The following is a 21,361-nucleotide window of genomic DNA, read 5'->3' on the forward strand; positions in this document are numbered from 1 at the left end:
GGCCCGACCGTTGTGTCTGTCCTGCCCTCCGGTGCAGTGAGCGAATGCTCGCACTTGCAGTGCCTGGCGTTAACACCGGAACTCATTGGACATGATCAGGTAACACCCGTGACTAAAGATGAACTGCGCGCGGAACTTGAGCGCCACGAACAACGCTACAAGGAAGTTTACGGTGGCGAAGTGACCACCTATGCCGCTCAGCCTGAGCCGGAACGCAAACCCTGGCGCAAACGCGCCACGGTTCAGGACCAGGCGTTCAAGCAAGAGCTGCAACGCATGGAAAAAGAACTCAAAGAAGACGAGTGACCGTCGGCTCGACAGAGCGACAACCGCCCTTTTACTTCGTGTCTTGCCCTTTTCGGGGCGGTTGCGTCGTGCCCGCAAGCTGCTGATTATCGATACCGATCAGCGGCCGATATATGGAAGTGTATTTTTTCTGTCATAATCCCGCCCCCTTCAGAACGGGTCAGAAAATCTACATGATCGATTTATTCAGCGGGCTTGATGCATGGGTGCTTGTGAGCCTGTTGCTCGCCCTGGCATTCGTCCTATCGTTCGAGTTCATCAACGGCTTTCATGACACTGCCAACGCGGTGGCGACGGTCATCTATACCAAAGCCATGCCACCACACCTGGCAGTGTTCGCCTCCGGGGTGTTCAACTTCCTCGGCGTCCTGCTGGGCGGTGTCGGCGTGGCCTATGCAATCGTCCACCTGTTGCCGGTCGAACTGCTGATCAACGTCAACACCGGCCACGGGCTGGCCATGGTGTTCTCGCTGCTGACCGCGGCCATTGCCTGGAACCTGGGCACCTGGTACTTCGGTATTCCGGCCTCCAGCTCCCATACCCTGATCGGCTCGATCCTGGGTGTCGGCCTTGCCAATGCCTTGATCAATGGCATTCCGGTCAGTGACGGCGTGAACTGGCAGAAGGCAATCGATATCGGCGCCTCGCTGGTGTTCTCGCCACTGGCCGGCTTTCTCGTTGCGGGTCTGTTGTTGCTCGCGCTGAAAAAATGGCGCCCGCTGTCGAAGATGCACAAGACTCCCGAACAGCGCCGCACGCTGGACGACAAGAAGCACCCACCGTTCTGGAACCGTCTGGTGCTGGTCATTTCGGCCATGGCGGTCAGCTTCGTGCATGGCTCCAACGATGGCCAGAAAGGCATCGGCCTGATCATGCTGGTGCTGATCGGCATCGTGCCGTCGCAGTTCGTCCTCGACCTGAACAGCACCACCTATCAGATCGAACGTACCCGCGATGCCACCTTGCACCTGAGTCAGTTCTACCAGCGCAACCACGCCACGCTAGGCGAATACCTGGCCATGGGCAAGGTTGCGCAAACCGACCTGCCGTCGACCGCAGCGTGTGATGTCAAGCAGACCATGCCGACCATCGATGCCCTGCTGACCAAGCTGCAAGGCGTGACCGACTACACCGCGCTGAACGCCGAAGACCGCATTGAAGTGCGCCGCTACCTGCTGTGCCTGGACGACACGGCGCGCAAGGTCGGCAAGCTGCCTGATCTGGCCGCCCGTGAAAAATCCGACCTGAACAAGCTGCGCAAGGACTTGACCGCCACCACCGAGTACGCACCGTTCTGGGTGATTCTGGCAGTCGCACTGGCGCTGGGTATCGGCACCATGGTTGGCTGGAAACGTGTCGTGCTGACCATCGGCGAGAAGATCGGCCGTCAAGGCATGACCTATGCGCAAGGCATGTCGGCGCAGATCACCACCGCCACCGCCATCGGTCTGGCCAACGTGTTCAGCCTGCCGGTGTCGACCACGCACATCCTGTCGTCGGGCGTAGCCGGTACCATGGTCGCCAACCGTAGCGGTCTGCAAGGCGGCACGGTACGCACCATCCTGCTGGCCTGGGTCTTGACCCTGCCGGCTACGGTCTCGCTGTCTGCCGGCCTGTTCTGGCTGGCGTCCATGGCGCTGTCCTGATCAGCTCTGGTTCGACCTGAAAAGCCCCCGTGCCCCGCAAGGCCGGGGGCTTTTTCGTGTCAACGCCTTTTGCTGCCCAGCAACGACCCCATCAACCCACGCACCAGTTGCCGTCCAAGCTGCCCGGCGGCCTGACGCATGACGCTTTTCATGGCCTGCCCGGCCAGCCCGCCAAAAAAATCACCGGCCTTGTCACTGGGACTTGCGTCCTGCGGCGCCGTCATTTTGCGTGTGGCCAGTATTTCGTAAGCGGACTCTCGATCAACAGGTTTGTCATAGCGACCCGCAAGCGGCGAGCCCGCTATCAACGCACTGCGCTCAACCTCGCTCAACGGCCCGATGCGCGATTGCGGCGGGGCGATCAGCACGCGCTGGACCATCGCCGGCGTGCCCTTGTCTTGCAGCGTGCCGACCAGTGCTTCACCGGTGCCCAGTTCGGTCAATACGGCGCGTGCGTCGAAAGCAGGATTGGGCCTGAAGCCCTCGGCGACGGCTCGCAGCGACTTCTGTTCACGGGCCGTAAAGGCGCGCAGGCCATGCTGAATGCGCAGCCCCAGCTGGGCCAGCACCTCATCGGGTAAATCACTCGGCGACTGGGTAACGAAGAACACCCCCACACCTTTGGAGCGGATCAGCCGCACGACCTGCTCAAGCCGCTCCTGCAAGGCCTTGGGCGTATCGGCAAACAGCAAATGCGCTTCATCGAAGAACAACGCCAATAGCGGTTTATCGGTATCGCCGCGCTCAGGCAACTGCTCGAACAACTCCGCCAGCAGCCAGAGCAGAAACGTGGCGTAGACCTTGGGCGCCTCGTGCACCAGTCGGCTGGCGTCGAGCAAATGAATACGCCCGCGCCCGTCGCTGGCCGGTTGCAGAATGTCCTGTAATTGCAGGGCCGGCTCACCGAACAAGGCTTCGGCACCCTGCTGTTCCAGCACCGCCAGACGCCGCTGCAAGGCCTGGCTGGAAGCGCTGGTCATCAACGCTGCGTCCTCGCCCAGCAGTGCCGGGTTATCGCGCAAATGCACCAGCAAGGCCTTGAGGTCTTTGAGATCGAGCAGCAACAAGCCTTCACGGTCGGCCACTTTAAACGCTGCATATAGGGCAGCCTGCTGGCTGTCGGTCAGCGCCAGCAAGTTACCCAGCAGCAACGGGCCCATTTCACTCAATGTGGTACGCAATGGATGACCGGATTTGCCATCAATGTCCCACAAGGTCACCGGATAAGCCTGAGGTCGATGCACCAGCCAGGGCATTCCGGCCAGCCGTTCGACAATCTTGTCCGACACACTCCCCGTCGCCCCCAGACCACAGAGGTCACCCTTGATGTCAGCGGCAAACACCGCCACCCCGGCCTCACTGAACGCCTCGGCCAGCCGCTGCAAGGTGACCGTTTTGCCGGTGCCGGTCGCACCCGCAACCAGACCATGACGGTTGGCCAGGCGCAGCGCCTGGACCACCGGTTGAGCGCCTGGGTCGGCACCCAGAACGATTGCTTGAGAATCCGGCATTGACTCAATCCTCTTGGCAGGATCGTTCAGTGTCCTCTCAAAACGACCACCATGACCTTCCACCCGGCGGACGGTCGCAGTCCGGCTTGAACAACTATTCTGTCAGTGGTCATACCCCAGGCGCACCACAGGAGCTGCCTTGTGCATATTGCCGACATGACCATGTTCTACGCCCCGGCCAGCGGCGGCGTGCGCACCTACCTGGATGCCAAGCACCGCCGCCTGCTGCGTTATCCGGGTGTGCGTCACAGCCTGCTGATTCCCGGTGCGCGCAGTTGTCATGAGGATGGTGTGTATCACGTGCCGGCACCGCCGCTGCCCTTCGGTAATGGCTACCGCTTTCCATGGCGGGTCAGCCCCTGGCGGGCGACCCTGCAAAGCCTCAAGCCGGACCTTATCGAGGTCGGCGACCCTTACCTCACTGCCTGGGCCGCACTGGACGCACGTCGCCAGCTCGATGTACCGGTCATCGGTTTCTATCACTCCGACCTGCCCTTGCTGATCAGCAATCGCATGGGCCACTGGCTAGGCAGCAGCGCCCAGGCGTATATCAGCAAGCTGTATGGCCACTTCGACCGGGTGCTGGCCCCCAGCCAGACGATGGCCGACAAGTTGCTGGCAATGGGCGTCGGGCAGGTGTACGTGCAACCGCTGGGTGTCGACTTGCAGATGTTTCATCCGCAGCTTCGCGACCCGCGCCTCAGGCAGACGCTGGGGCTGGGCCCCGAAACCCGGTTACTGATCTTTGCCGGGCGTGGCTCCAGAGAAAAGAATCTTCCCGTGCTGCTGCATTGCATGCAGCGCCTTGGGCCACGTTATCACCTGCTGCTGGTCGGTTCGCACATGCCGACCCGGGTGCCAGACAACGTGTCGGTGATCGACCGTTTCTGCGCCCCCGGCGAGGTCGCGCGCCTGCTGGCCAGTGCCGATGCTCTGCTGCATGCCGGCGACCAGGAAACCTTTGGCCTGATCGTGCTCGAAGCCATGGCCTGTGGCATTGCCGTGGTAGCGGTCGATGCCGGGGCATTCAGCGAGATCATCCCTTGCACCTGCGGCATCCTGTGCGCGGCCAATCAGCCACAAGCCATGGCCTGTGCCGTGCATGAGCTGTTCAGTGGCGATGTACAAGCCATCGGCCGGGCCGCAAGGCGTCATGTTGAACATCGCTACAACTGGGACAACGTGGTCGCAGGACTATTGGGCCATTACCGCGCCGTGCTGGGATGCCAACTACCGGCCATGGCCCATGGTTAAGCCTGCAAACCCTGCGGTGCTGCTGGTTTTACATGATGTGGCACCGTGTAACTGGCGAGCCTATGCAGACTTTGTGGCCGCCGTCGATGCGCTCGGGCAGATCCCCATCACCTGGTTGGTGGTGCCGGACTTTCACAAGCGTCACCCGCTGGACAGCGACCCGGACTTGCTTGACCTGCTCTATCTGCGCCTGAGCCGAGGCGATGAGCTGGTGCTGCACGGTTATTACCATTGCGACGACGCGCCCGCCCCGCGCCAGGCGAACGACTACATCATGCGCCGGCTGTATACCCACGAAGGCGAGTTTTACGGCCTTTCAGAGCGACAGGCGTTGATGCGTCTGGATGCAGGCATCGAGGTGTTCAGACGCCATGGCTGGCCCTTGTACGGATTTGTCGCCCCGGCCTGGCTGATGAGCGCCGGCACGCGTCAGGCACTGGCGCAAAGGCCGCTGCACTACACCAGCGACCGGCGTGGCCTTTACCGGCTGCCCGATTTTCAACGATTTGCAGCGCCAGGACTGGTCTGGAGCGCACGCAGCCCGCTGCGCCGAGGCGCTTCATGGCTGCTCAGTCATTACCAGGAACGACAATGGCAGCAGGCGCCGGTGATTCGCCTGGGCTTGCACCCGGTAGACATGCGCCACGCGCTGGCACGCCATTACTGGCTGGCCGTCTTGCAACGCTTGCTCGATGAGGGACGTCAGCCGCTGACCAAGCATGACTGGCTCGCCACTCAGGGCTGTTCTTCGGGGGTATCGGTGTCCGGGGAATGAGTCTGACGCCACAGCTCGGCAGCACCGGTAAATTCAGTGCCGTCTTCGGGGCTCAGGGCATCGGGGTCGTAACGGCTCAGGCAGCCCTCGCCAATCACCGGCGGGGCAGTTGAAGTGGCTTTGTCGCGTGGGTCGCTCATGGCCGGCACTGCACAGGGAAGAAGCGGCCAACCGTACCCCGGACGAGTGCGGTTGGCCAGAGCCGATCAGTCGAAGACGACGGTCTTGTTGTCGTGCACCATTACCCGGTCTTCCAGGTGGGCACGCAGGCCGCGGGCCAGCACCAGCTTCTCGACATCGCGCCCCAGGCGCACGGTGGTTTCGATGCTGTCGCGATGGCTGATGCGCGCCACGTCCTGCTCGATGATCGGACCGGCATCGAGCTCTTCGGTCACATAGTGACAAGTGGCACCGATCAGCTTCACGCCACGCAGCGCAGCCTGGTGGTAAGGCTTGGCGCCCACGAACGACGGCAGGAAGCTGTGGTGGATGTTGATGACGCGATGAGCATATTCCTGACACAACTGCGGCGGCAGAATTTGCATGTAACGCGCCAGCACCACGACATCCGCACGATACTCGCCGACCAGACGCGACACTTCGGCAAACGCGGGCTGCTTGTCTTTAGGATCGACCGGTACATGGTAGTAAGGGATGTTGTGCCACTCGACCATACTGCGCAGGTCCTGGTGATTGGAAATCACGCAGGCGATTTCGCAGTCCAGTTCTTCACTGTGCCAGCGGTGCAGCAAGTCGGCCAGGCAGTGGGACTCGCGGCTGGCCATCAATACCACGCGCTTTTTCTGGCCGGAGTCGGTAATGCGCCAGTCCATCGAAAATTCTTCGGCGATTGGCGCAAACGCTTCGCGAAAACCATCGAGATCGAAAGGCAGCGTGTCAGCACGAATTTCGTGGCGCATGAAAAACCAGCCACTGAGATTGTCAGAATGATGACTCGACTCTGTAATCCAGCCGTTGTAGGACGCCAGAAAGTTACTGACCTTGGCAACGATGCCGACCCGATCCGGGCAAGCGGTCACCAGGCGAAAAGTGCGCATGGGTAAAACTCCAGAACTCCATAAAGGCGGCCATTCTAGCCGCTGCGCTGCAAAACTGCAGTATTGCTGTCATGCCGGTGCGGCACCGGGTTATGGCACAACGCCTCCCCCTTTAGGATTGCATCTTGCCAGTATGCTTTGCGCAAAGAAATTTTCGCAAAAAGTCTTACACTCAAGACGGAATTTTCGTGCAATAAATTCCGACATAACGCTTTTTTCAGCCCGCCCTTAAACAGTGCTCTATCGTCGTCATAGAGCAGACTAAGAACGATTGGGTTGACCGATATGACGTTTTTTATGATCCCATTCATGGCCATGGATGGCGACATTCCGTACAGCCGGGACCCACATATTCAGGCGCGACAAAGGCACCCGGCTAGTTCTGCGATGCTGTACGGCAGCTGTATATCTACGAAGCATTTCAAATAAAACCTATTAAATGTTTACTTGCTCAAACCGCCTGACTATTATTGCCGCACTGTCTCCCTGCAACCCTTCGCACAATAGGTATGCCTCATGTCACTGATCATCGAATACCGCGCCACGGAAGAAGCTATCAAAGAGCTGCAGGCGCGTTTGAAAAATCTGTCCCAAGATGACAAATTGCAAGCCGAGCTGGAATTCGAAGGCAAACTGCGCGCCCTGATGGGCGAGTACCAGAAGTCGCTGCGCGACATCATTGCCCTGCTCGATCCAGACGCCAAGATCAACAAGGCTCCACGCGGCGGCGTCGTAAAAACGACCGCCACCAAGCGTGCTCGCAAGGTCAAGCAATACAAGAACCCGCATAACGGTGAAGTCATCGAAACCAAAGGTGGCAACCACAAAACCCTGAAAGAGTGGAAAGCTCGCTGGGGCGGCGACGAAGTTGAAAGCTGGGCAACCCTGCTGGGCTGATCACTGCGCCTGCAACCCGCTAAAACGCCAGCTTGCTGGCGTTTTTTATTTGTATGAACTTGTACGAAAATTCGCGTCTTGTTACTGGCCAGATAACAGCCGCCAGGCGCGCCAAACGCCTGACAGCATAAGCACGCTACAACCCCAACGTGCCACGTAATTGCTGTACATACTCCTGCCACTCGTTCAATACCTTGTGCTGCGCAGGACTGGCACTTGGCGACAACTCGAGCCACGCGCTGGTAAAACTTTGCAAAGTATTCGGAGCCCCGTATTCGGGATGGCTCAAACGTGCCCGGCAGAAATCCAGCCAGCGCTGTTGTTCTTCGGCACTCAAGGTGCCGTAAAAATTACGCGCCCGGTAGCGAAACAATAACTCAGGCAAGCGCAAGTCATCGAAAGGCCACACGGGCTGCGCCAATTGCTCAGGCTCGGCCATGCGTACTTGCTCGCACAATCGACGGTCACGATCGCCAATAAAACCGTCATACAACTGCTGCTCGGGATCTTCATGCCCGCTGAAGTCCTCCTTGGCATACACCGCCTGCACACGCGCCTGCCAAAGTTTCTGGCTGTGCTGCAATGACACTGCACGCTCGTGCAAGAGCGTCATATCCAGTTGCAAACGTTGTTGATCTTGTTCGCGCAGAACATTCATCGGGGCCAGCACCGGGCAGCGGTTTATATGAACAAGTTTGAGCGGCACCGGCCGTTCGCCCTCGGCCAGGTCTTCGCGCCGGGTATATAAACGCTGACGCAGCGTCTCGGCGTCTTCCTCAAGCAACGGTGCAGTGTCCAGGTGCAGGTCACAGACAATCAGCGCATTGCGGTTTTGCGGGTGCCATGCCAATGGCAGTACCACCCCCAGATAATGCCGGGCGGCCGAGAAGCGGCCGGAGATATGCACCAGCGGCTGTAACAGCGTGATCTGCTCCTGCACCTTGCGCTTGTTACGCAGGTTGAACAGGTAATCATAAAGTCGGGGCTGGCGATCACGTATCAAACGCGCCAGCGCAATGGTGGCGCGCACATCGGACAACGCATCGTGGGCCTGACCATGCTCAAGGCCGTTGGCAGCCGTCAGGCGTTCAAGTTTGAGGCTGACGCGCCCCTCTTCTTCCGGCCAGACAATACCCTCGGGGCGCAGCGCATAGGCGGCGCGCACCACATCGATCAAATCCCAACGGCTGTTGCCACCCTGCCACTCGCGGCCATAGGGATCATAAAAATTGCGGTACAGGCTGTAGCGGGTGACTTCGTCGTCGAAACGCAGGGTGTTGTAACCGGCTCCGCACGTGCCCGGTGCCGCCAGTTGCGCATGCACCTGCGCCATGAAATCGGCTTCGCTCAACCCCTTTTCGGCCAGCCGCGACGGGGTAATGCCGGTAATCATGCACGCTGCCGGATGAGGCAGGATGTCATCACCGGGTTGGCAGTAAAGGTTGACGGGGGTATTGATCTCGTTGAGTTCTGCGTCGGTGCGGATACCGGCCATCTGCAACGGGCGGTCGCAGCGCGGGTTGATACCGGTCGTTTCGTAGTCGTACCAAAAGATGCTTGAGGTCACGGGCAGTTCCTGAACTAAGTACCCCTGAAGTGTAGAACCTGCCGACTGCAAATAGCCAATGACCGAGCGGCAACGTCGCTTGCGCTGCACGGCCTGCAACCCCTAGCATCCAGATTCGTTCTCAAGTGCCCCGATCATGCTTGCAGCTTCGCCAAGGCCGGCCCCACCACTGGATACCAGACTCAGGATCGAGACGCCCGAGGGCATCGACCTGATCCTGCGTCCGGCCGGCCTGGTTGTACGCACACTGGCCTTCAGCATTGACCTGGGCGTACGCGGCCTGCTGTTGCTCGGCATCTACCTGTTGTTTTCGCTGCTCGATCAACTGGGTGTGGGCCTGACCGCCATTGCCCTGTTTTTGCTCAACTGGTGGTACGCGGTGTTGTTCGAGGTGCTCAACCAGGGCCGGACGCCTGGTAAACAGATCATGGGCCTGCGAGTGGTGCATGATGACGGCACGCCCGTCGGCTGGGCGTCATCGCTGATTCGCAATCTGCTGCGGGTGGTCGACATGCTGCCCTTCGGCTATGCCCTTGGCGCGATCACCTGCCTGAATCATGGGCACTTCAAGCGAATGGGCGATCTGGCGGCCGGCACGCTGGTGATCTACCGCGACCGCCCCTGGCAGCGTCCCGTCCTGCCCGAAGCGCCGCCCTTGATCGCGCCCTTCGTCCTGACGCTTGAAGAGCAACGCGCCATTATCGAACTGGCCGAGCGTCAAGGCCAATTGTCCAGCGCCCGCACTCATGAACTGGCCGCCTGCCTGGCCGAGCCCCTTGGCGTCCATCCCGATCAGGCTGCGGCCCACCTCAACGGCATCGCGCGTGCTCTGGTGGGGCCTGCATGAAACAGTCCCTGTTCGAATCACGCCACCAGGCCGACTGGAACGGTTTTGCCGAACAGTTGAACCGGCTGGAGCGCAACACCCGCAACGCTCAGTCGCGTAAACATGACACCTTCAGCCGTGACTACCGGCGTATCTGCCAACACCTGGCACTGGCCCAGGCACGTGGTTACAGCACGTTTCTGGTCGACTCGTTGCAACAACTGGCAATGCGCGGCCATCAACAGCTGTATCGCCACCAGGGCACACGGGCCACGCAATTGCTGGTGTTCGTACTGGCCGGCTTTCCACGGCGGGTACGGGCCGAGTGGCGCTTCGTGGCGCTGTCGACCCTGCTGCTGTTTGCCAGCCTGCTGGGCATGGGCCTGCTGGTCTATCATGTGCCCGAACTGGTCTACAGTATCGCCAGCCCCGAGCAAGTGCGCGACCTGCAAGTCATGTACGACCCCGGTGTCAGCCGTATCGGCAGACCCGAAGAACGCTCCTCCAGCGAAGACTGGGTGATGTTCGGCCACTACATCATGAACAACATCGGCATCGCCTTTCAGACCTACGCCACCGGCTTGCTGCTGGGCCTGGGCAGCCTGTTCTTTCTGATTTACAACGGCCTGTTGATTGGCGCATTTGCAGGCCACCTGACCGAGATCGGCTACGGCCAGACCTTCTGGACCTTTGTCATCGGCCATGGCGCCTTCGAGCTGACCGGCATCGCACTCGCCGGGGCGGCTGGCCTGAAACTGGGCTGGGCGCTGCTGGCACCGGGCAGAATGCCCCGCAGCCATGCATTACGCGAGGCGGCGCGGCACAGTGTGCAATTGATGGGCGGGGTCATTGTCATGCTGCTGATCGCCGCCTTTATCGAGGCCTACTGGTCCTCCATGGCCTGGCCCGCTGCGTGGATCAAATACCTGGTGGGCGGCCTTTTATGGACTCTGGTAGCCGCCTGGCTACTGCTGGCAGGGCGTACCCGACATGCACCTGACTGAAGCCAGCATCGCCCTGCGCCCCCGCCCCGCCTGGGAGGCACTGGACCTGGGCATCCTGCTGGCCCGCGAACATCGCAGCCTGCTGATGACGTCATGGGCACTGATCACCCTGCCGTTGCTGGCGCTGCTCAGTCTGCTGCTGTGGGATTATCCCGGCGTAGTCCTGCTGCTGTTCTGGTGGCTGAAGCCGCTTTATGAGCGCTTGCCGTTGCTGATTCTGTCGCGTGCCGTGTTTGGCGCGACACCGACATTGAAACAAGCGCTCAAGGCCTGGCCTTCGACCCTCAGGTCACAATGGCTGCCCAGCCTGTTAGCGCGACGCTTGAGCCTGGTGCGCAGCTTTACCTTGCCGGTGCAGCAACTTGAAGGGCTGAGCGGTGCCGAACGCGCCCAGCGCCTGGGCGTACTCTGCCAGGCCGACATGCGCGCTGCACGCTGCCTGACCCTGACAGGCATGCACCTTGAGATGGTCCTGTCTATCGGCCTGATCATGCTGCTGTACCTGCTTGTACCCCGCCAGCTTGAGCACGACCTGGATTGGCTCGGCCTGCTGCAAGGCTCGCAACAGATGCGCTGGGTCGACCACTTGCTCAACCTGCTGTATGCCCTGGTGCTGATCGTCTGGGAGCCGCTGTATGTAGCCTGCGGCTTCACGCTATACCTCAACCGGCGTACCCGCCTGGAAGCCTGGGATATCGAGCTGGTGTTCCGGCGTTTGCGTCAGCGCCTGGCCAATACTGCCGCCAGCCTGTTGCTGGGCACGACCCTGATGCTGGCCTGCCTGCCGTCATCGAGCTGGGCTGCCAGTGTCGATCATGAAGCGGGGCCTGACAGCCCGCGCCTGACCCACCAGCCACTCGACAGCCAGCAATCGCGCCAGGCCATCGAGCAGGTGCTCGACAAACCGCCCTTCAAGAACCCTCAAAGCGTCTCGGGCTGGCGCCTTGCTGAAGATGATCCACCCACCGAAGCGTCCGGCAAGCAATCGGCTGCACCCGACTGGCTGAACCGGCTGCTCGAAGGCGCCAGTCTGATCGCCCGCCTGATCGAAGTTTTACTGTGGGGCCTGGCCATTAGCCTGTTGGTACTGTTGGTCTGGCGCTACCGCCAGTGGCTGCAACTGTTCGTTACGCCGCTGCGCAAACGCAAACCCGTAGCCTGTGCAGCGCCGCAGCAGTTATTCGGCCTGGAGGTGAGCGCCGAAAGCCTGCCCGACGATGTCGCCACCAGCGTGCAGACGTTATGGGCCAGCCAGCCGCGTGAAGCGCTGGGCCTGTTGTATCGGGCGCTGCTCAGCCGGTTGATCAGCAATTATCAGTTACCGCTGAGCCCTGCCGACACCGAAGGGCAGGTGCTTGAGCGCATTGCCCGACTCAACCTTGCGGCACTGAGCACATTCAGCGAGGAACTGACCGGCCACTGGCAAAACCTCGCCTACGGCCATCGATTACCGGCAGCGGATGTTCAGCAACGACTGTGCGAAGGCTGGCGGCAGTTGTTCGACAGCGAGGCACGCGCATGAAGCTGCGCTATCGTGTGCTGTGGAGTGTGCTGATCGCCATGGTCGCCGGGCTTGGCGCGCTGGTGATCGCACAGCTGGAGCCCTATGAAGAAATGGTCGATCAAGGCCCGTCGCCCGAAGTCCGGCGCAACCCCATGCTGGCCGCCGAACACTTTCTGCGCGAACGCACAATCGCTGTGCAAGCGGCCAAGATCTGGAGCGACCTGCCTGATACGCGCCAGCAACGCCAGACCCTTTTACTGCTGGGAAAACGCACGCACATGCGCCCGGCCGAGGTCGAAAAACTGCTTGCCTGGACCCGCGCCGGCGGCCATCTAGTGCTGGTCGCCGAACAGACCTGGAACGAACAGACCCAGCGCAGCGGCGACCTGCTACTCGACCGCCTGCAGATCCGCCGCCTGCTGACCCGCGACCTGCCCGAAATCGAACATGAACAGCCGGCGATTCCTCTGGCCGCACCTCGACCGCCAGCCCAACGCTGGCCGGAACTGACCCGCCTGTACCTGGAAAACGAAACAGCGCCCGCCTACCTGAGTTTTGACCCGGCCTTTCACCTTGAAGACCCCGAGGACCACGCCCGCTACTGGGCCAACAGCGCCAACGCCACACACATGCTGCAACTGGTAGAGGGCGAGGGGCTGGTGACGATTCTCACCGATAGCCAGTTGTGGCAAAACAACGCCATTGGCCGTCACGACAACGCCTGGCTGCTGTGGTACCTGACCCAGGACAGCCACGTCACGCTGATCACCGATACCGATCACGACAACCTGCTGACCCTGCTGCTGCGCCATTTCCCGCAGGCGCTGGTGGCGCTGGCCGTACTGCTGGCGCTGGGCCTGTGGCGGGTCGCGCTGCGTGAAGGTCCCGTGCAATCGCCGGCACCGCTGGCACGCCGGCAACTGGCCGAACACCTGCGCGCCAGTGCCGGCTTTCTACTCCGCCGGCGCGGCCATCAGGCGCTGTTGAAACACCTGCAACAGGATATTCTGCGCCGTGCGCGCCTGCGTCATCCGGGCTTTGAATCGCTGAGCGTCGCCGAACAATGGCAGTTTCTGGCCCGCCTGACCCGGCAACCCACCAGCGCCATCGGCGAAGCCCTGCACCCGCCCTCGGCACAACGCCTGTCCAGCGCCGAATTCACCCGCCAGGTCGCCCACCTGCAAACAATCAGGAATGCCTTGTGATTCTGTATCAGGATTATGAGCGATGCTGCGAGCCACCTTCGCAAATGAAAAACTCGCGCATGAATGCGCAGTTTCTGTATCGTAAAACCCTTATAAACACTGGAAAAAAAGACAATTCGCGCCTAAAGTCACCTCATGCAATATAGCTTTGTGCCGGAGGATAAGGTATGAAACTTGAAGATCGCATGAGCCGCTCAATCAAGCAGCGCACAGGCGTGATTATCTTACGCTCGGACTTTACCAAAATGGGCAGTGACTCCCAGGTCGGACGCGTGCTGGCTCGCTTTGTGGAAGAAGGAATGCTTATTCGCGTGAGCAAGGGAGCATTCGCCAAGACTCGCATCAACAAGTTCACCGGCAAGCCAACACCAGCGGGAACGCTGGAAATGATTGCAGCGGAGCTTTTTCGCAAGCTCAAGATTTCCGTGGAGCCGAGTTCGCTCGTGTCGGAATACAACAGCGGCAGGTCGACCCAGATCCCCATGGGAACCACTGTCAATACCGGGCGGCGACGTATTTCACGGAAAGTGACTGTAGGTGATAGCACTTTAACTTATGAAAAAAATTCCAGACGATCTGAGGGTTGACATCGAAGATGCCGCAACAGCAGGGTTCCTGGGAAATCTACCTGCGGTCGTCGTCGAGAAAGACCAGCACATCACCGATGCATTGCGCATTTTGGCCAACATTCAGGTCACCCACACTGCACAGCAAAAGGATCGCCGCAAAGGCGATCTCATACCAGCGTCGGTCAATGTAGCCACACGACTGATTTTTGCTGGCGGCACCTGCCTTTCGAAAGCGCATGGCCTTATTGAGCGGATGTCCGAAGACATTGACATCAAGGTCATAGTGGAGGAAGTGCCAGAAGGTTACGTTTTGCAAAAAGGCAATCGAGGGCGCTTAAAGGATTTGCACCACGAAGTGGAGCGCTGCCTGACAGAAATGGGCTTTGAGTACGTAGTTCATGACGACAAAGAAAATCCGGTCTTGCGAGACAGCCGACGCTATTACTGCCTGATGGTTTCGTACGTCGCACATTTTCAGGACGTGTCCGGCATGCTTCGGCCCCAGCTCAAGCTTGAGCTGATTCACCGTCCGCCATTGTTGCCAGGTGAAAAGCGCGCAATGGGATATATGCTTGACCAGTTTGTCCCTCGCCATCAACCCTGCCGCTTTTCCATGACGTGTATCACGGTGGCAGAGACGCTGGCTGAAAAGGTTCTCTCACTGCTGAGGCGCTGTGCCTGGAACTGGGATGGGCATCAACGCGGAGAATTTGATACCGCTTTGGTTCGCCACATCTACGATGTCTGGCGTATCGCACAGAGCCAGCCTGATGCCATGGAGCACGCCTGCCAGATTTTCGCCGCGCTGGTGCACAAGGACAGGGAGGAATTCAAGGGACAGCATCCGGAATTTGACCAGGCTCCATACACGGTGCTTCGCCAAACTCTGGTCTCTGCCGCGACCCACGAAGGGCTGAAAGCAAACTTTGAACAGCGCCTGAAGCCGCTGCTGTACAGCGCGGAAAAACCAGATTTTAAAAGCTGTTATGCCTCTTTCGCTGCTGTCGCAGAGCAGCTATTGAATTACACACCTGAACATGATGACCAGATCCGCAGAGCAGTATTACTGGCAGCTGAAAGCATGCCCTCTGACCCGGATTAAACAACCATTTAACAGTGAGCAGGGCTGCGAAAATAATGAACGAGTACAACGACCCGCTGCTCCCTGGCGAAGCCCCCGCCCTCATCGATGAGGCCGCCGGCAACAATCAGTCCCGCCAGCGCCAGCGTGCCAGCCAGTTGGCTCAGGCCTTGCGCCAGGAACTGCAAAAGGCCGTGATTGGCCAGACAGCGGTCATCGACGATGTGCTGACTGCGCTGATCGGCGCCGGCCATGTATTGATCGAAGGCGTGCCGGGGCTGGGCAAGACCTTGCTGGTCCGTGCGCTGGCGCGCTGTTTTGGCGGTGAGTTTGCGCGCATTCAGTTCACCCCTGACCTGATGCCCAGCGATGTCACCGGGCATGCGGTTTACGATCAGCAGACGGAACAGTTCAGGTTGCGCAAGGGCCCGTTGTTCACCCATCTGTTGCTGGCCGACGAGATCAACCGTGCACCGGCCAAGACTCAGGCTGCGTTGCTTGAAGCCATGCAGGAGCGCCAGGTCACGCTCGAAGGCCGGACGTTGCCCATAGCTCAGCCGTTCATGGTGCTGGCCACGCAAAACCCGATCGAGCAGGAAGGCACTTATCCGCTGCCGGAGGCCGAGCTGGATCGCTTCATGCTCAAGCTGCACATGGATTACCCGGCGGCCCATGAAGAATTGCTCATGGTCCGCCAGGTCACCCGCTCGACCCGCACCGACATGCTCGATGTGCAGCCGTTGCGGGTGGTCATGCAGCCGCGTGAGGTTCAGGCACTGCAACGCATCGCCAGTGAGCTGCCGGTTGACGAACAGGTTCTGGAATACGCCGTGCGCCTGGCCCGTGCGACCCGCACCTGGCCCGGGCTGACCCTGGGCGCTGGCCCGCGCGCTTCGATTGCGCTGGTACGTGGCGCACGGGCGCGGGCGTTGTTGCGCGGCGGTGAATTCGTCACCCCCGACGACATTCGCCACTGTGCGCTGGCAGTCCTGCGCCATCGAGTGCGCCTGACGCCGGAGCTGGACATCGAAGGCTTGTCCGTGGATCAGGTGCTCAGGCAAATGTTCGATCAGGTTCCGGCGCCGCGCCTGTGAAACAGCGCTTGCGCCCTTCAACAGCACTGCTGGGCTGGACCGCCTTGCTGGCGGCCTTTGCGTTGTTATTGGGCATTCTCGATGCGTTGGCCGTTGAGGTCCCGGCGCAGGCTGTCACGTTGTTCTGGAGCGCTTTGCTGGCCCTGTTCGGGCTGAGTCTGGTCGATGCCCTCCGGGTCATACACCTGCCTTCGCCGCGCCTGCAACGAGATCTGCCCGCCAGTATGGCGCTAGGCCGCTGGAGCGAGGTGCACCTGAGTCTTGAACATGACACGCCACAACCGCTGCGTTTACGGGTGTTCGACCATCCGCCCGAGGAACTGGCCTTCGAACATCTGCCGCAAAGCCTGACCTTGCCCGCCGCCAGCCAGGCCCGACTGAGCTATCGCCTACGTGCCTTGCAACGTGGGCGCATGGTATTGGAGCGTTGTGAAGTGGTTCTGTGCAGCCCTTTGCGTCTCTGGGAAACCAGGCGTTATCTGGCATTGCGCGACACGGTATGCGTTTACCCGGACTTTGCCCGCTTGCACGACGGGCAACTGCAGGGGGTCGACAACTGGCTGAGCCGCATCGGCGTACGTCAGCGCCAGCGGCGCGGGCCGGGCCTGGAGTTTCATCAGTTGCGCGAATTTCGCGAGGGCGACAGTCTGCGTCAGATCGACTGGAAAGCCACCGCTCGGCATCGCACCCCGATTGCCCGGGAATACCAGGACGAACGTGACCAGCAGATCGTGTTTTTGCTCGATTGTGGCCGGCACATGCGCAGCCAGGACGATGAACTGGCGCATTTCGACCACGCTCTCAATGCCTGCCTGTTGCTCAGCCATATCGCCTTGCGTCAGGGCGACGCCGTGGGGCTGTCGACCTTTGCCAGCGAGCAGAACCGCTATTTGCCAGCGGACAAGGGCAGCCGGCAACTGAATCGGCTGCTCAACACGGTGTTCGACCTGCACAGCACGCAAAAACCGGCCGACTACAGCGCAGCCGTGCAGCACTTGATGGCCAGACAGAAACGTCGCGCGCTGGTGGTGCTGGTCACCAACCTGCGTGATGAAGACGATGAGCAATTATTGAGCGCCGTCCGCCAGCTCGGTCAGTGGCATCGGGTGCTGGTCGCCAGCCTGCGTGAAGGCGTGCTGGACCGTCTGCGCCAGACACCGGTAGAACGCCATGATCAGGCGCTGGATTATTGTGGTGCGATTGAGTTTTGCAAGGATCGCAACAGCCTGCATGAACGCCTGGCAGCGCTTGGGATCGCGGTTATCGATGCACGCCCGGACGAACTGGGGGCACAACTGATAAGCCGTTATTTAAGCTGGAAGAAAGCCGGCACCTTATAAAAGGGCCGGCCCGGTATTCGACTCACCCGCTCGTATCAAGCCGAAGCTTCGAGGGGATAAAAACTGAAGTAATGTTGCAGGCTGAGCATCAGATCAAGGTATTCGGACGGTGCTTCCTGCACATGAAAACCGGAATCATAACAGCCTGGTGTTTCGTCCTCGTGGCACCACTGACACGTTGCGCTGACATCTATAGCGCGAAATCCGTCATTGCCATAAGGCACTTTCAGGCGCAGGTCGAAACGCCCGCCAACCAGCATGGGCAGATCGCTGATCAGCATCAGTCCGTCTTCGGACACATTGCCCAGGCATCCCATGGGCCGGTCGGTGTACCGATTGAAGACCTGGAGGTAATACTGCAACTGGTGTCGTTCTATTCTTCTTTCCATAAGCCTGGCAGCCCCTTCAATGACTACGGGAGGTCGTCACGCCAACGTCCGTGGAAGCACTGCAAACGTGTACCTGCCCGCTGCACGAAAATCCCTGGATACAGAGCTTTTCAGCCCTTTCATTCCGTTAACACTCAGACTAGCGCACTATTTGCGAAGATCCACCCGATAACAGTACCAATCATCCAATCGGGTGTAACTAACGTGAAGCAGGGTACGTCGTGGCGGGCTCACGTGGCGGGTAGTGACCCAGTTGCGCCAGCGTATCAAGTCGGGCGCGGGCGCGGTACGCATATTCATGGCCCGGAAACTGATTAATGATGAATTGATAGGTCTGTGCTGCATCGACATACAGGTGCTGTCTTTCCAGGCACTGGCCACGCAGCATCGACACCTCAGGCTGTATATAGCGCCGCGAGCGGCTTTGCCGGTCGACCCGCGACAGCAGCAGCATGACACTGTCGCAATCGCCACGCTCGTAGGCGCCATAGGCGTCGTCGAGATTGGAATTCATTGCCCAACGGGTGCAACCACTGGCAGCGGCCAGCAATACGACAAGCATCACGATACGCATGGGTCAAAATCTCCTGTTCTGAGCCACCTATCGGCCGCAATGAAGAATTCTTCAGCGCCAACCGTCAGACGATTGCCCTGTCTAATCGGTGACAGGTAGTGCAAAGGAACAATGACTACAGGTCCAGACAGGAGTAGCCTTTCGCTGCGCTTCAATCTAGGAGTTTGTGCATGACCGTTCGCCGCACCAAAATCGTCGCCACACTGGGCCCTGCCAGTAACTCACCGGAAGTCATCGAGCAACTGATCCTGTCGGGTCTTGATGTTGCCCGCCTCAACTTCTCCCACGGCACCCCGGACGAGCACAAGGCTCGCGCCGTGCTGATCCGCGAGATTGCCGCTAAACACGGCCGCTTCGTTGCCCTGCTGGGCGACCTGCAAGGGCCAAAAATCCGTATTGCCAAATTTACCAACAAGCGTATCGAGCTCAAGGTCGGTGACAAGTTCACTTTCTCCACCGCTCATCCGCTGACCGATGGCAATCAGGAAATCGTGGGCATCGACTATCCCGATCTGGTCAAGGATTGCGGCGTAGGCGATGTGTTGCTGCTCGACGATGGCCGTGTGGTCATGGAGGTCGATACCCAGACCGCCGATGCGTTGCACTGCACCGTCGTGGTCGGCGGCCCGCTGTCTGACCACAAGGGTATCAACCGTCGCGGTGGCGGCCTTACTGCACCGGCGCTGACCGAGAAAGACAAGCGCGACATCAAGCTGGCTGCCGAGATGGACCTGGACTACCTGGCCGTCTCCTTCCCGCGCGATGCGGCCGACATGGAATACGCTCGCCAGTTGCGCGACGAGTCGGGCGGTACCGCCTGGCTGGTGGCCAAGATCGAACGCGCCGAAGCCGTCGCCAACGATGAAGTGCTCGATGCCCTGATCCGCGCCAGCGATGCGGTCATGGTCGCTCGTGGTGACCTTGGCGTCGAAATCGGCGATGCCGAACTGGTCGGCGTGCAGAAGAAAATCATTGCTCACGCGCGCACCCACAACAAGGCAGTGATCGTCGCCACGCAAATGATGGAGTCGATGATCACCAGCCCCATGCCGACCCGCGCCGAAGTGTCCGACGTGGCCAATGCCGTGCTCGACTACACCGACGCGGTGATGCTCTCGGCCGAAAGCGCCGCCGGCTCCTACCCGGTCGAAGCCGTGCAGGCCATGGCGCGCATCTGCCTGGGTGCCGAACGTCACCCGACGGGCAAGAGCTCGAAACATCGTATCGGTGAAAACTTCACCCGTTGCGACGAAAGCATTGCGCTGGCGGCCATGTACACCGCCAACCACTTCCCCGGCGTAAAGGCGATCATCGCCCTGACCGAAAGTGGCTACACCCCGTTGATCATGTCGCGCATTCGTTCTTCGGTGCCGATCTATGCCTTCTCTCCGCACCGTGGCACCCAGGCCCGTGCCGCCATGTTCCGTGGCGTCTACACCGTGCCGTTCGATCCGGCGGCGCTGCCACCGGGCCAGGTCAGCCAGTCTGCCGTGGACGAACTGCTCAAGCGCGGACTGGTCGAGCAAGGCGACTGGGTCATCCTGACCAAGGGCGACAGCTACCACACCATCGGTGGCACCAACGGCATGAAGATCCTGCACGTCGGCGACCCGCTGGTTTAAGACGACACACGCAACACCCAAAAGCCCCGGACGCTCACGCGCCGGGGCTTTTTTGTTTGCCCACGAACACATCCGCGAGCAACTGGTTACGTGGCAAGCCGGACAGATACAGGCGTTTGGCAAAGACCTCGACACTGCCCGGACTGCCACAGGCCAGCGCCATGGCCTTGCGCGACAGCAGGCGCAATTCATCCAGTGCAGGATTCAACTCATCAGCAGTGATCAGCCGAACCTGCACCTGTGGATATTCCTGCACCAGGCGCTGCAAGTCCTCGGCCAGATAATGCCCGGTACGGTCGTGCGCCAGATGCAGCAGGCGAATCGTGCCTTGATGCCCTTGGCGCAAGGCTTCGCGCAATACGCCCCATAGCGGTCCCAGCCCGGTACCGGCCGCCAGCAACAGCAAGGGCCGGTCCTGCCAGTCGGCATCGTAGTGCAAGGCGCCGCCGCTCAGCTCGCCCAGGCGCAGGCTGTCGCCGGGGCTCAACTGGCGGGCGGCATCGCAGAACGCGCCCCGCTGGCGGCAATCGAGATGAAATTCAAGCCAGGGATCTTCACCCGGCAGGCTGGCCAGCGAGTATGGCCGGGCAATGTCACGGGCGATCCACAGCACCTGATGCTGACCGGCGCGGTAACGCAGCGGTCGTTGTGGCACAAGGCGCAAGCGCAACACGTCAGGGCTGAGCCAGTCGCAGCTGTGTACCTGGGCCGGCAAGCCATCTTCAAGCGGGTCGAAGACTTCCACGGTCAGGTCGTCGACGACCCGGCACTGGCACGCCAGGCGCCAGCCCTCGCGGCGCTTGTCGGCCGCCAGCGCCTCGGGCAACAGGTCTTGCGGCTCACCCTTGATGCAACGCACCAGACACGCATGGCAGCTGCCGGCACGGCAACTGTAGGGAATAGCGATACCGGCGGCATGCAAGGCATCGAGAAGATTACTGGCAACCTCTACGGGCCACTGCCTTGCACCGATTCGCAACTGGGGCATGGTTAACTTCCTGGGCCGCCTGTAGAAAATAACCGCGATTGTACAGTCAGGCCTTCCGGGCAGGTTATACTGCCGCGCCTTTTTGCGCCCGCTACGGCTAGCCTGTGTGTACCGATAGCGTAATCAATGTTCCCGTCCAGATAGAGGAGCG

At 60.3% G+C, this 21,361-nt stretch carries 21 protein-coding genes; 14 read left to right on the plus strand and 7 right to left on the minus strand.

All coding sequences use genetic code 11. The features are described from left to right. Positions 1-108: 108 nt before the first annotated feature. Together ACYP2A_RS30260 and ACYP2A_RS30265 are read left to right on the plus strand one after the other, a co-directional pair. On the plus strand, positions 109-306 hold the full coding sequence (locus ACYP2A_RS30260) for a hypothetical protein (protein WP_459749594.1): 198 nt from the start codon (positions 109-111) through the stop codon (positions 304-306). 173 nt (positions 307-479) lie between these two features. Further along, a complete protein-coding gene (locus tag ACYP2A_RS30265) occupies positions 480-1,952 on the plus strand; it encodes an inorganic phosphate transporter (RefSeq protein ID WP_459749595.1) in 1,473 nt (490 codons plus the stop codon). Between the two features lie 59 nt (positions 1,953-2,011). Here ACYP2A_RS30265 and ACYP2A_RS30270 read toward each other — a convergent pair whose 3' ends face one another. Continuing rightward, complete coding sequence (locus ACYP2A_RS30270) at positions 2,012-3,463, minus strand: helicase HerA-like domain-containing protein (RefSeq protein WP_459749596.1); 1,452 nt, start codon at positions 3,461-3,463, stop codon at positions 2,012-2,014. A 141-nt stretch (positions 3,464-3,604) separates the two neighbouring features. On the opposite strand from ACYP2A_RS30270, the gene ACYP2A_RS30275 reads away from it, so the two are divergent. After that, the gene (locus ACYP2A_RS30275) at positions 3,605-4,717 is read left to right on the plus strand and encodes a glycosyltransferase family 4 protein (RefSeq protein ID WP_459749597.1); all 1,113 of its coding nucleotides are present in this window, start codon (positions 3,605-3,607) and stop codon (positions 4,715-4,717) included. Then, the gene (locus ACYP2A_RS30280; RefSeq protein ID WP_459749598.1) at positions 4,710-5,492 is read left to right on the plus strand and encodes a DUF2334 domain-containing protein; all 783 of its coding nucleotides are present in this window, start codon (positions 4,710-4,712) and stop codon (positions 5,490-5,492) included. Before ACYP2A_RS30275 ends, ACYP2A_RS30280 begins: the two co-directional genes overlap by 8 nt. On the opposite strand, the gene ACYP2A_RS30285 is transcribed toward ACYP2A_RS30280, so the two are convergent. After that, positions 5,453-5,632: a hypothetical protein gene (locus ACYP2A_RS30285; protein WP_459749599.1), complete on the minus strand. Its 180-nt coding sequence runs from the start codon at positions 5,630-5,632 to the stop codon at positions 5,453-5,455. The genes ACYP2A_RS30280 and ACYP2A_RS30285 overlap by 40 nt on opposite strands. Before the next feature lie 66 nt (positions 5,633-5,698). Next, positions 5,699-6,550 carry a formyltetrahydrofolate deformylase gene (purU, locus tag ACYP2A_RS30290; RefSeq protein ID WP_459749600.1) on the minus strand — a complete coding sequence of 284 codons (852 nt, stop codon included), beginning with the start codon at positions 6,548-6,550 and terminating at the stop codon, positions 5,699-5,701. A gap of 516 nt (positions 6,551-7,066) precedes the next feature. Between purU and mvaT the strand changes: the two genes are divergently transcribed. Beyond that, on the plus strand, positions 7,067-7,447 hold the full coding sequence (mvaT, locus tag ACYP2A_RS30295; RefSeq protein ID WP_459749601.1) for a histone-like nucleoid-structuring protein MvaT: 381 nt from the start codon (positions 7,067-7,069) through the stop codon (positions 7,445-7,447). 136 nt (positions 7,448-7,583) lie between these two features. Here mvaT and sbcB read toward each other — a convergent pair whose 3' ends face one another. Beyond that, positions 7,584-9,020 (minus strand): exodeoxyribonuclease I, encoded by a 1,437-nt coding sequence (gene sbcB, locus ACYP2A_RS30300; protein ID WP_459749846.1) that lies wholly within the window; start codon positions 9,018-9,020, stop codon positions 7,584-7,586. 130 nt (positions 9,021-9,150) lie between these two features. Between sbcB and ACYP2A_RS30305 the strand changes: the two genes are divergently transcribed. The 8 genes from ACYP2A_RS30305 (at position 9,151) to ACYP2A_RS30340 (ending at position 17,637) form a co-directional block, all read left to right on the plus strand. Beyond that, a complete protein-coding gene (locus ACYP2A_RS30305) occupies positions 9,151-9,861 on the plus strand; it encodes an RDD family protein (RefSeq protein ID WP_459749602.1) in 711 nt (236 codons plus the stop codon). Beyond that, positions 9,858-10,844, plus strand: coding sequence for a stage II sporulation protein M (locus tag ACYP2A_RS30310; RefSeq protein ID WP_459749603.1), 987 nt, complete (start codon positions 9,858-9,860; stop codon positions 10,842-10,844). The genes ACYP2A_RS30305 and ACYP2A_RS30310 overlap by 4 nt, the downstream gene beginning before the upstream one ends. After that, positions 10,831-12,366 (plus strand): DUF4129 domain-containing protein, encoded by a 1,536-nt coding sequence (locus tag ACYP2A_RS30315; RefSeq protein WP_459749604.1) that lies wholly within the window; start codon positions 10,831-10,833, stop codon positions 12,364-12,366. The genes ACYP2A_RS30310 and ACYP2A_RS30315 overlap by 14 nt, the downstream gene beginning before the upstream one ends. Beyond that, complete coding sequence (locus tag ACYP2A_RS30320; protein WP_459749605.1) at positions 12,363-13,553, plus strand: DUF4350 domain-containing protein; 1,191 nt, start codon at positions 12,363-12,365, stop codon at positions 13,551-13,553. Before ACYP2A_RS30315 ends, ACYP2A_RS30320 begins: the two co-directional genes overlap by 4 nt. Positions 13,554-13,720: 167 nt before the next feature. Further along, positions 13,721-14,140: a DUF6088 family protein gene (locus ACYP2A_RS30325; RefSeq protein ID WP_459749606.1), complete on the plus strand. Its 420-nt coding sequence runs from the start codon at positions 13,721-13,723 to the stop codon at positions 14,138-14,140. Next, positions 14,109-15,224 (plus strand): nucleotidyl transferase AbiEii/AbiGii toxin family protein, encoded by a 1,116-nt coding sequence (locus ACYP2A_RS30330; protein ID WP_459749607.1) that lies wholly within the window; start codon positions 14,109-14,111, stop codon positions 15,222-15,224. Before ACYP2A_RS30325 ends, ACYP2A_RS30330 begins: the two co-directional genes overlap by 32 nt. Before the next feature lie 35 nt (positions 15,225-15,259). Next, positions 15,260-16,297, plus strand: coding sequence for an AAA family ATPase (locus ACYP2A_RS30335; protein WP_459749608.1), 1,038 nt, complete (start codon positions 15,260-15,262; stop codon positions 16,295-16,297). 8 nt (positions 16,298-16,305) lie between these two features. Continuing rightward, positions 16,306-17,637 carry a DUF58 domain-containing protein gene (locus ACYP2A_RS30340; protein ID WP_459749847.1) on the plus strand — a complete coding sequence of 444 codons (1,332 nt, stop codon included), beginning with the start codon at positions 16,306-16,308 and terminating at the stop codon, positions 17,635-17,637. Positions 17,638-17,672: 35 nt separating this feature from the next. Here the strand turns inward: ACYP2A_RS30340 and ACYP2A_RS30345 are convergent, their stop codons facing one another. After that, the gene (locus ACYP2A_RS30345; RefSeq protein WP_459749609.1) at positions 17,673-18,026 is read right to left on the minus strand and encodes a PilZ domain-containing protein; all 354 of its coding nucleotides are present in this window, start codon (positions 18,024-18,026) and stop codon (positions 17,673-17,675) included. Between the two features lie 199 nt (positions 18,027-18,225). Then, positions 18,226-18,600, minus strand: a complete 375-nt coding sequence (locus ACYP2A_RS30350) for a tetratricopeptide repeat protein (protein WP_459749610.1) — start codon at positions 18,598-18,600, stop codon at positions 18,226-18,228. Between the two features lie 170 nt (positions 18,601-18,770). Here ACYP2A_RS30350 and pyk point away from each other — a divergent pair, with 170 nt between their 5' ends. Next, positions 18,771-20,222 carry a pyruvate kinase gene (gene pyk / locus ACYP2A_RS30355; RefSeq protein ID WP_459749611.1) on the plus strand — a complete coding sequence of 484 codons (1,452 nt, stop codon included), beginning with the start codon at positions 18,771-18,773 and terminating at the stop codon, positions 20,220-20,222. Positions 20,223-20,256: 34 nt separating this feature from the next. Here the strand turns inward: pyk and ACYP2A_RS30360 are convergent, their stop codons facing one another. After that, positions 20,257-21,210 carry an iron-sulfur-binding ferredoxin reductase gene (locus ACYP2A_RS30360; RefSeq protein WP_459749612.1) on the minus strand — a complete coding sequence of 318 codons (954 nt, stop codon included), beginning with the start codon at positions 21,208-21,210 and terminating at the stop codon, positions 20,257-20,259. Positions 21,211-21,361: the final 151 nt, after the last annotated feature.

The organism is Pseudomonas sp. 3A(2025) (assembly GCF_054589175.1).

What these genes read in the sequence shown, in the direction of transcription:
- ACYP2A_RS30335 (WP_459749608.1), top strand. Translation starts at nt 15,260, where the DNA reads ATGAACGAGTACAACGACCCGCTGCTCCCTGGCGAAGCCCCCGCCCTC.
- ACYP2A_RS30280 (WP_459749598.1), top strand. Translation starts at nt 4,710, where the DNA reads ATGGTTAAGCCTGCAAACCCTGCGGTGCTGCTGGTTTTACATGATGTG.
- ACYP2A_RS30265 (WP_459749595.1), top strand. Translation starts at nt 480, where the DNA reads ATGATCGATTTATTCAGCGGGCTTGATGCATGGGTGCTTGTGAGCCTG.
- mvaT (WP_459749601.1), top strand. Translation starts at nt 7,067, where the DNA reads ATGTCACTGATCATCGAATACCGCGCCACGGAAGAAGCTATCAAAGAG.
- purU (WP_459749600.1), bottom strand. Translation starts at nt 6,550, where the DNA reads ATGCGCACTTTTCGCCTGGTGACCGCTTGCCCGGATCGGGTCGGCATC.
- ACYP2A_RS30315 (WP_459749604.1), top strand. Translation starts at nt 10,831, where the DNA reads ATGCACCTGACTGAAGCCAGCATCGCCCTGCGCCCCCGCCCCGCCTGG.
- pyk (WP_459749611.1), top strand. Translation starts at nt 18,771, where the DNA reads ATGACCGTTCGCCGCACCAAAATCGTCGCCACACTGGGCCCTGCCAGT.
- ACYP2A_RS30270 (WP_459749596.1), bottom strand. Translation starts at nt 3,463, where the DNA reads ATGCCGGATTCTCAAGCAATCGTTCTGGGTGCCGACCCAGGCGCTCAA.
- ACYP2A_RS30330 (WP_459749607.1), top strand. Translation starts at nt 14,109, where the DNA reads ATGAAAAAAATTCCAGACGATCTGAGGGTTGACATCGAAGATGCCGCA.
- ACYP2A_RS30305 (WP_459749602.1), top strand. Translation starts at nt 9,151, where the DNA reads ATGCTTGCAGCTTCGCCAAGGCCGGCCCCACCACTGGATACCAGACTC.
- ACYP2A_RS30325 (WP_459749606.1), top strand. Translation starts at nt 13,721, where the DNA reads ATGAAACTTGAAGATCGCATGAGCCGCTCAATCAAGCAGCGCACAGGC.
- ACYP2A_RS30310 (WP_459749603.1), top strand. Translation starts at nt 9,858, where the DNA reads ATGAAACAGTCCCTGTTCGAATCACGCCACCAGGCCGACTGGAACGGT.
- ACYP2A_RS30350 (WP_459749610.1), bottom strand. Translation starts at nt 18,600, where the DNA reads ATGCGTATCGTGATGCTTGTCGTATTGCTGGCCGCTGCCAGTGGTTGC.
- ACYP2A_RS30360 (WP_459749612.1), bottom strand. Translation starts at nt 21,210, where the DNA reads ATGCCCCAGTTGCGAATCGGTGCAAGGCAGTGGCCCGTAGAGGTTGCC.
- ACYP2A_RS30320 (WP_459749605.1), top strand. Translation starts at nt 12,363, where the DNA reads ATGAAGCTGCGCTATCGTGTGCTGTGGAGTGTGCTGATCGCCATGGTC.
- ACYP2A_RS30285 (WP_459749599.1), bottom strand. Translation starts at nt 5,632, where the DNA reads ATGAGCGACCCACGCGACAAAGCCACTTCAACTGCCCCGCCGGTGATT.
- ACYP2A_RS30345 (WP_459749609.1), bottom strand. Translation starts at nt 18,026, where the DNA reads ATGGAAAGAAGAATAGAACGACACCAGTTGCAGTATTACCTCCAGGTC.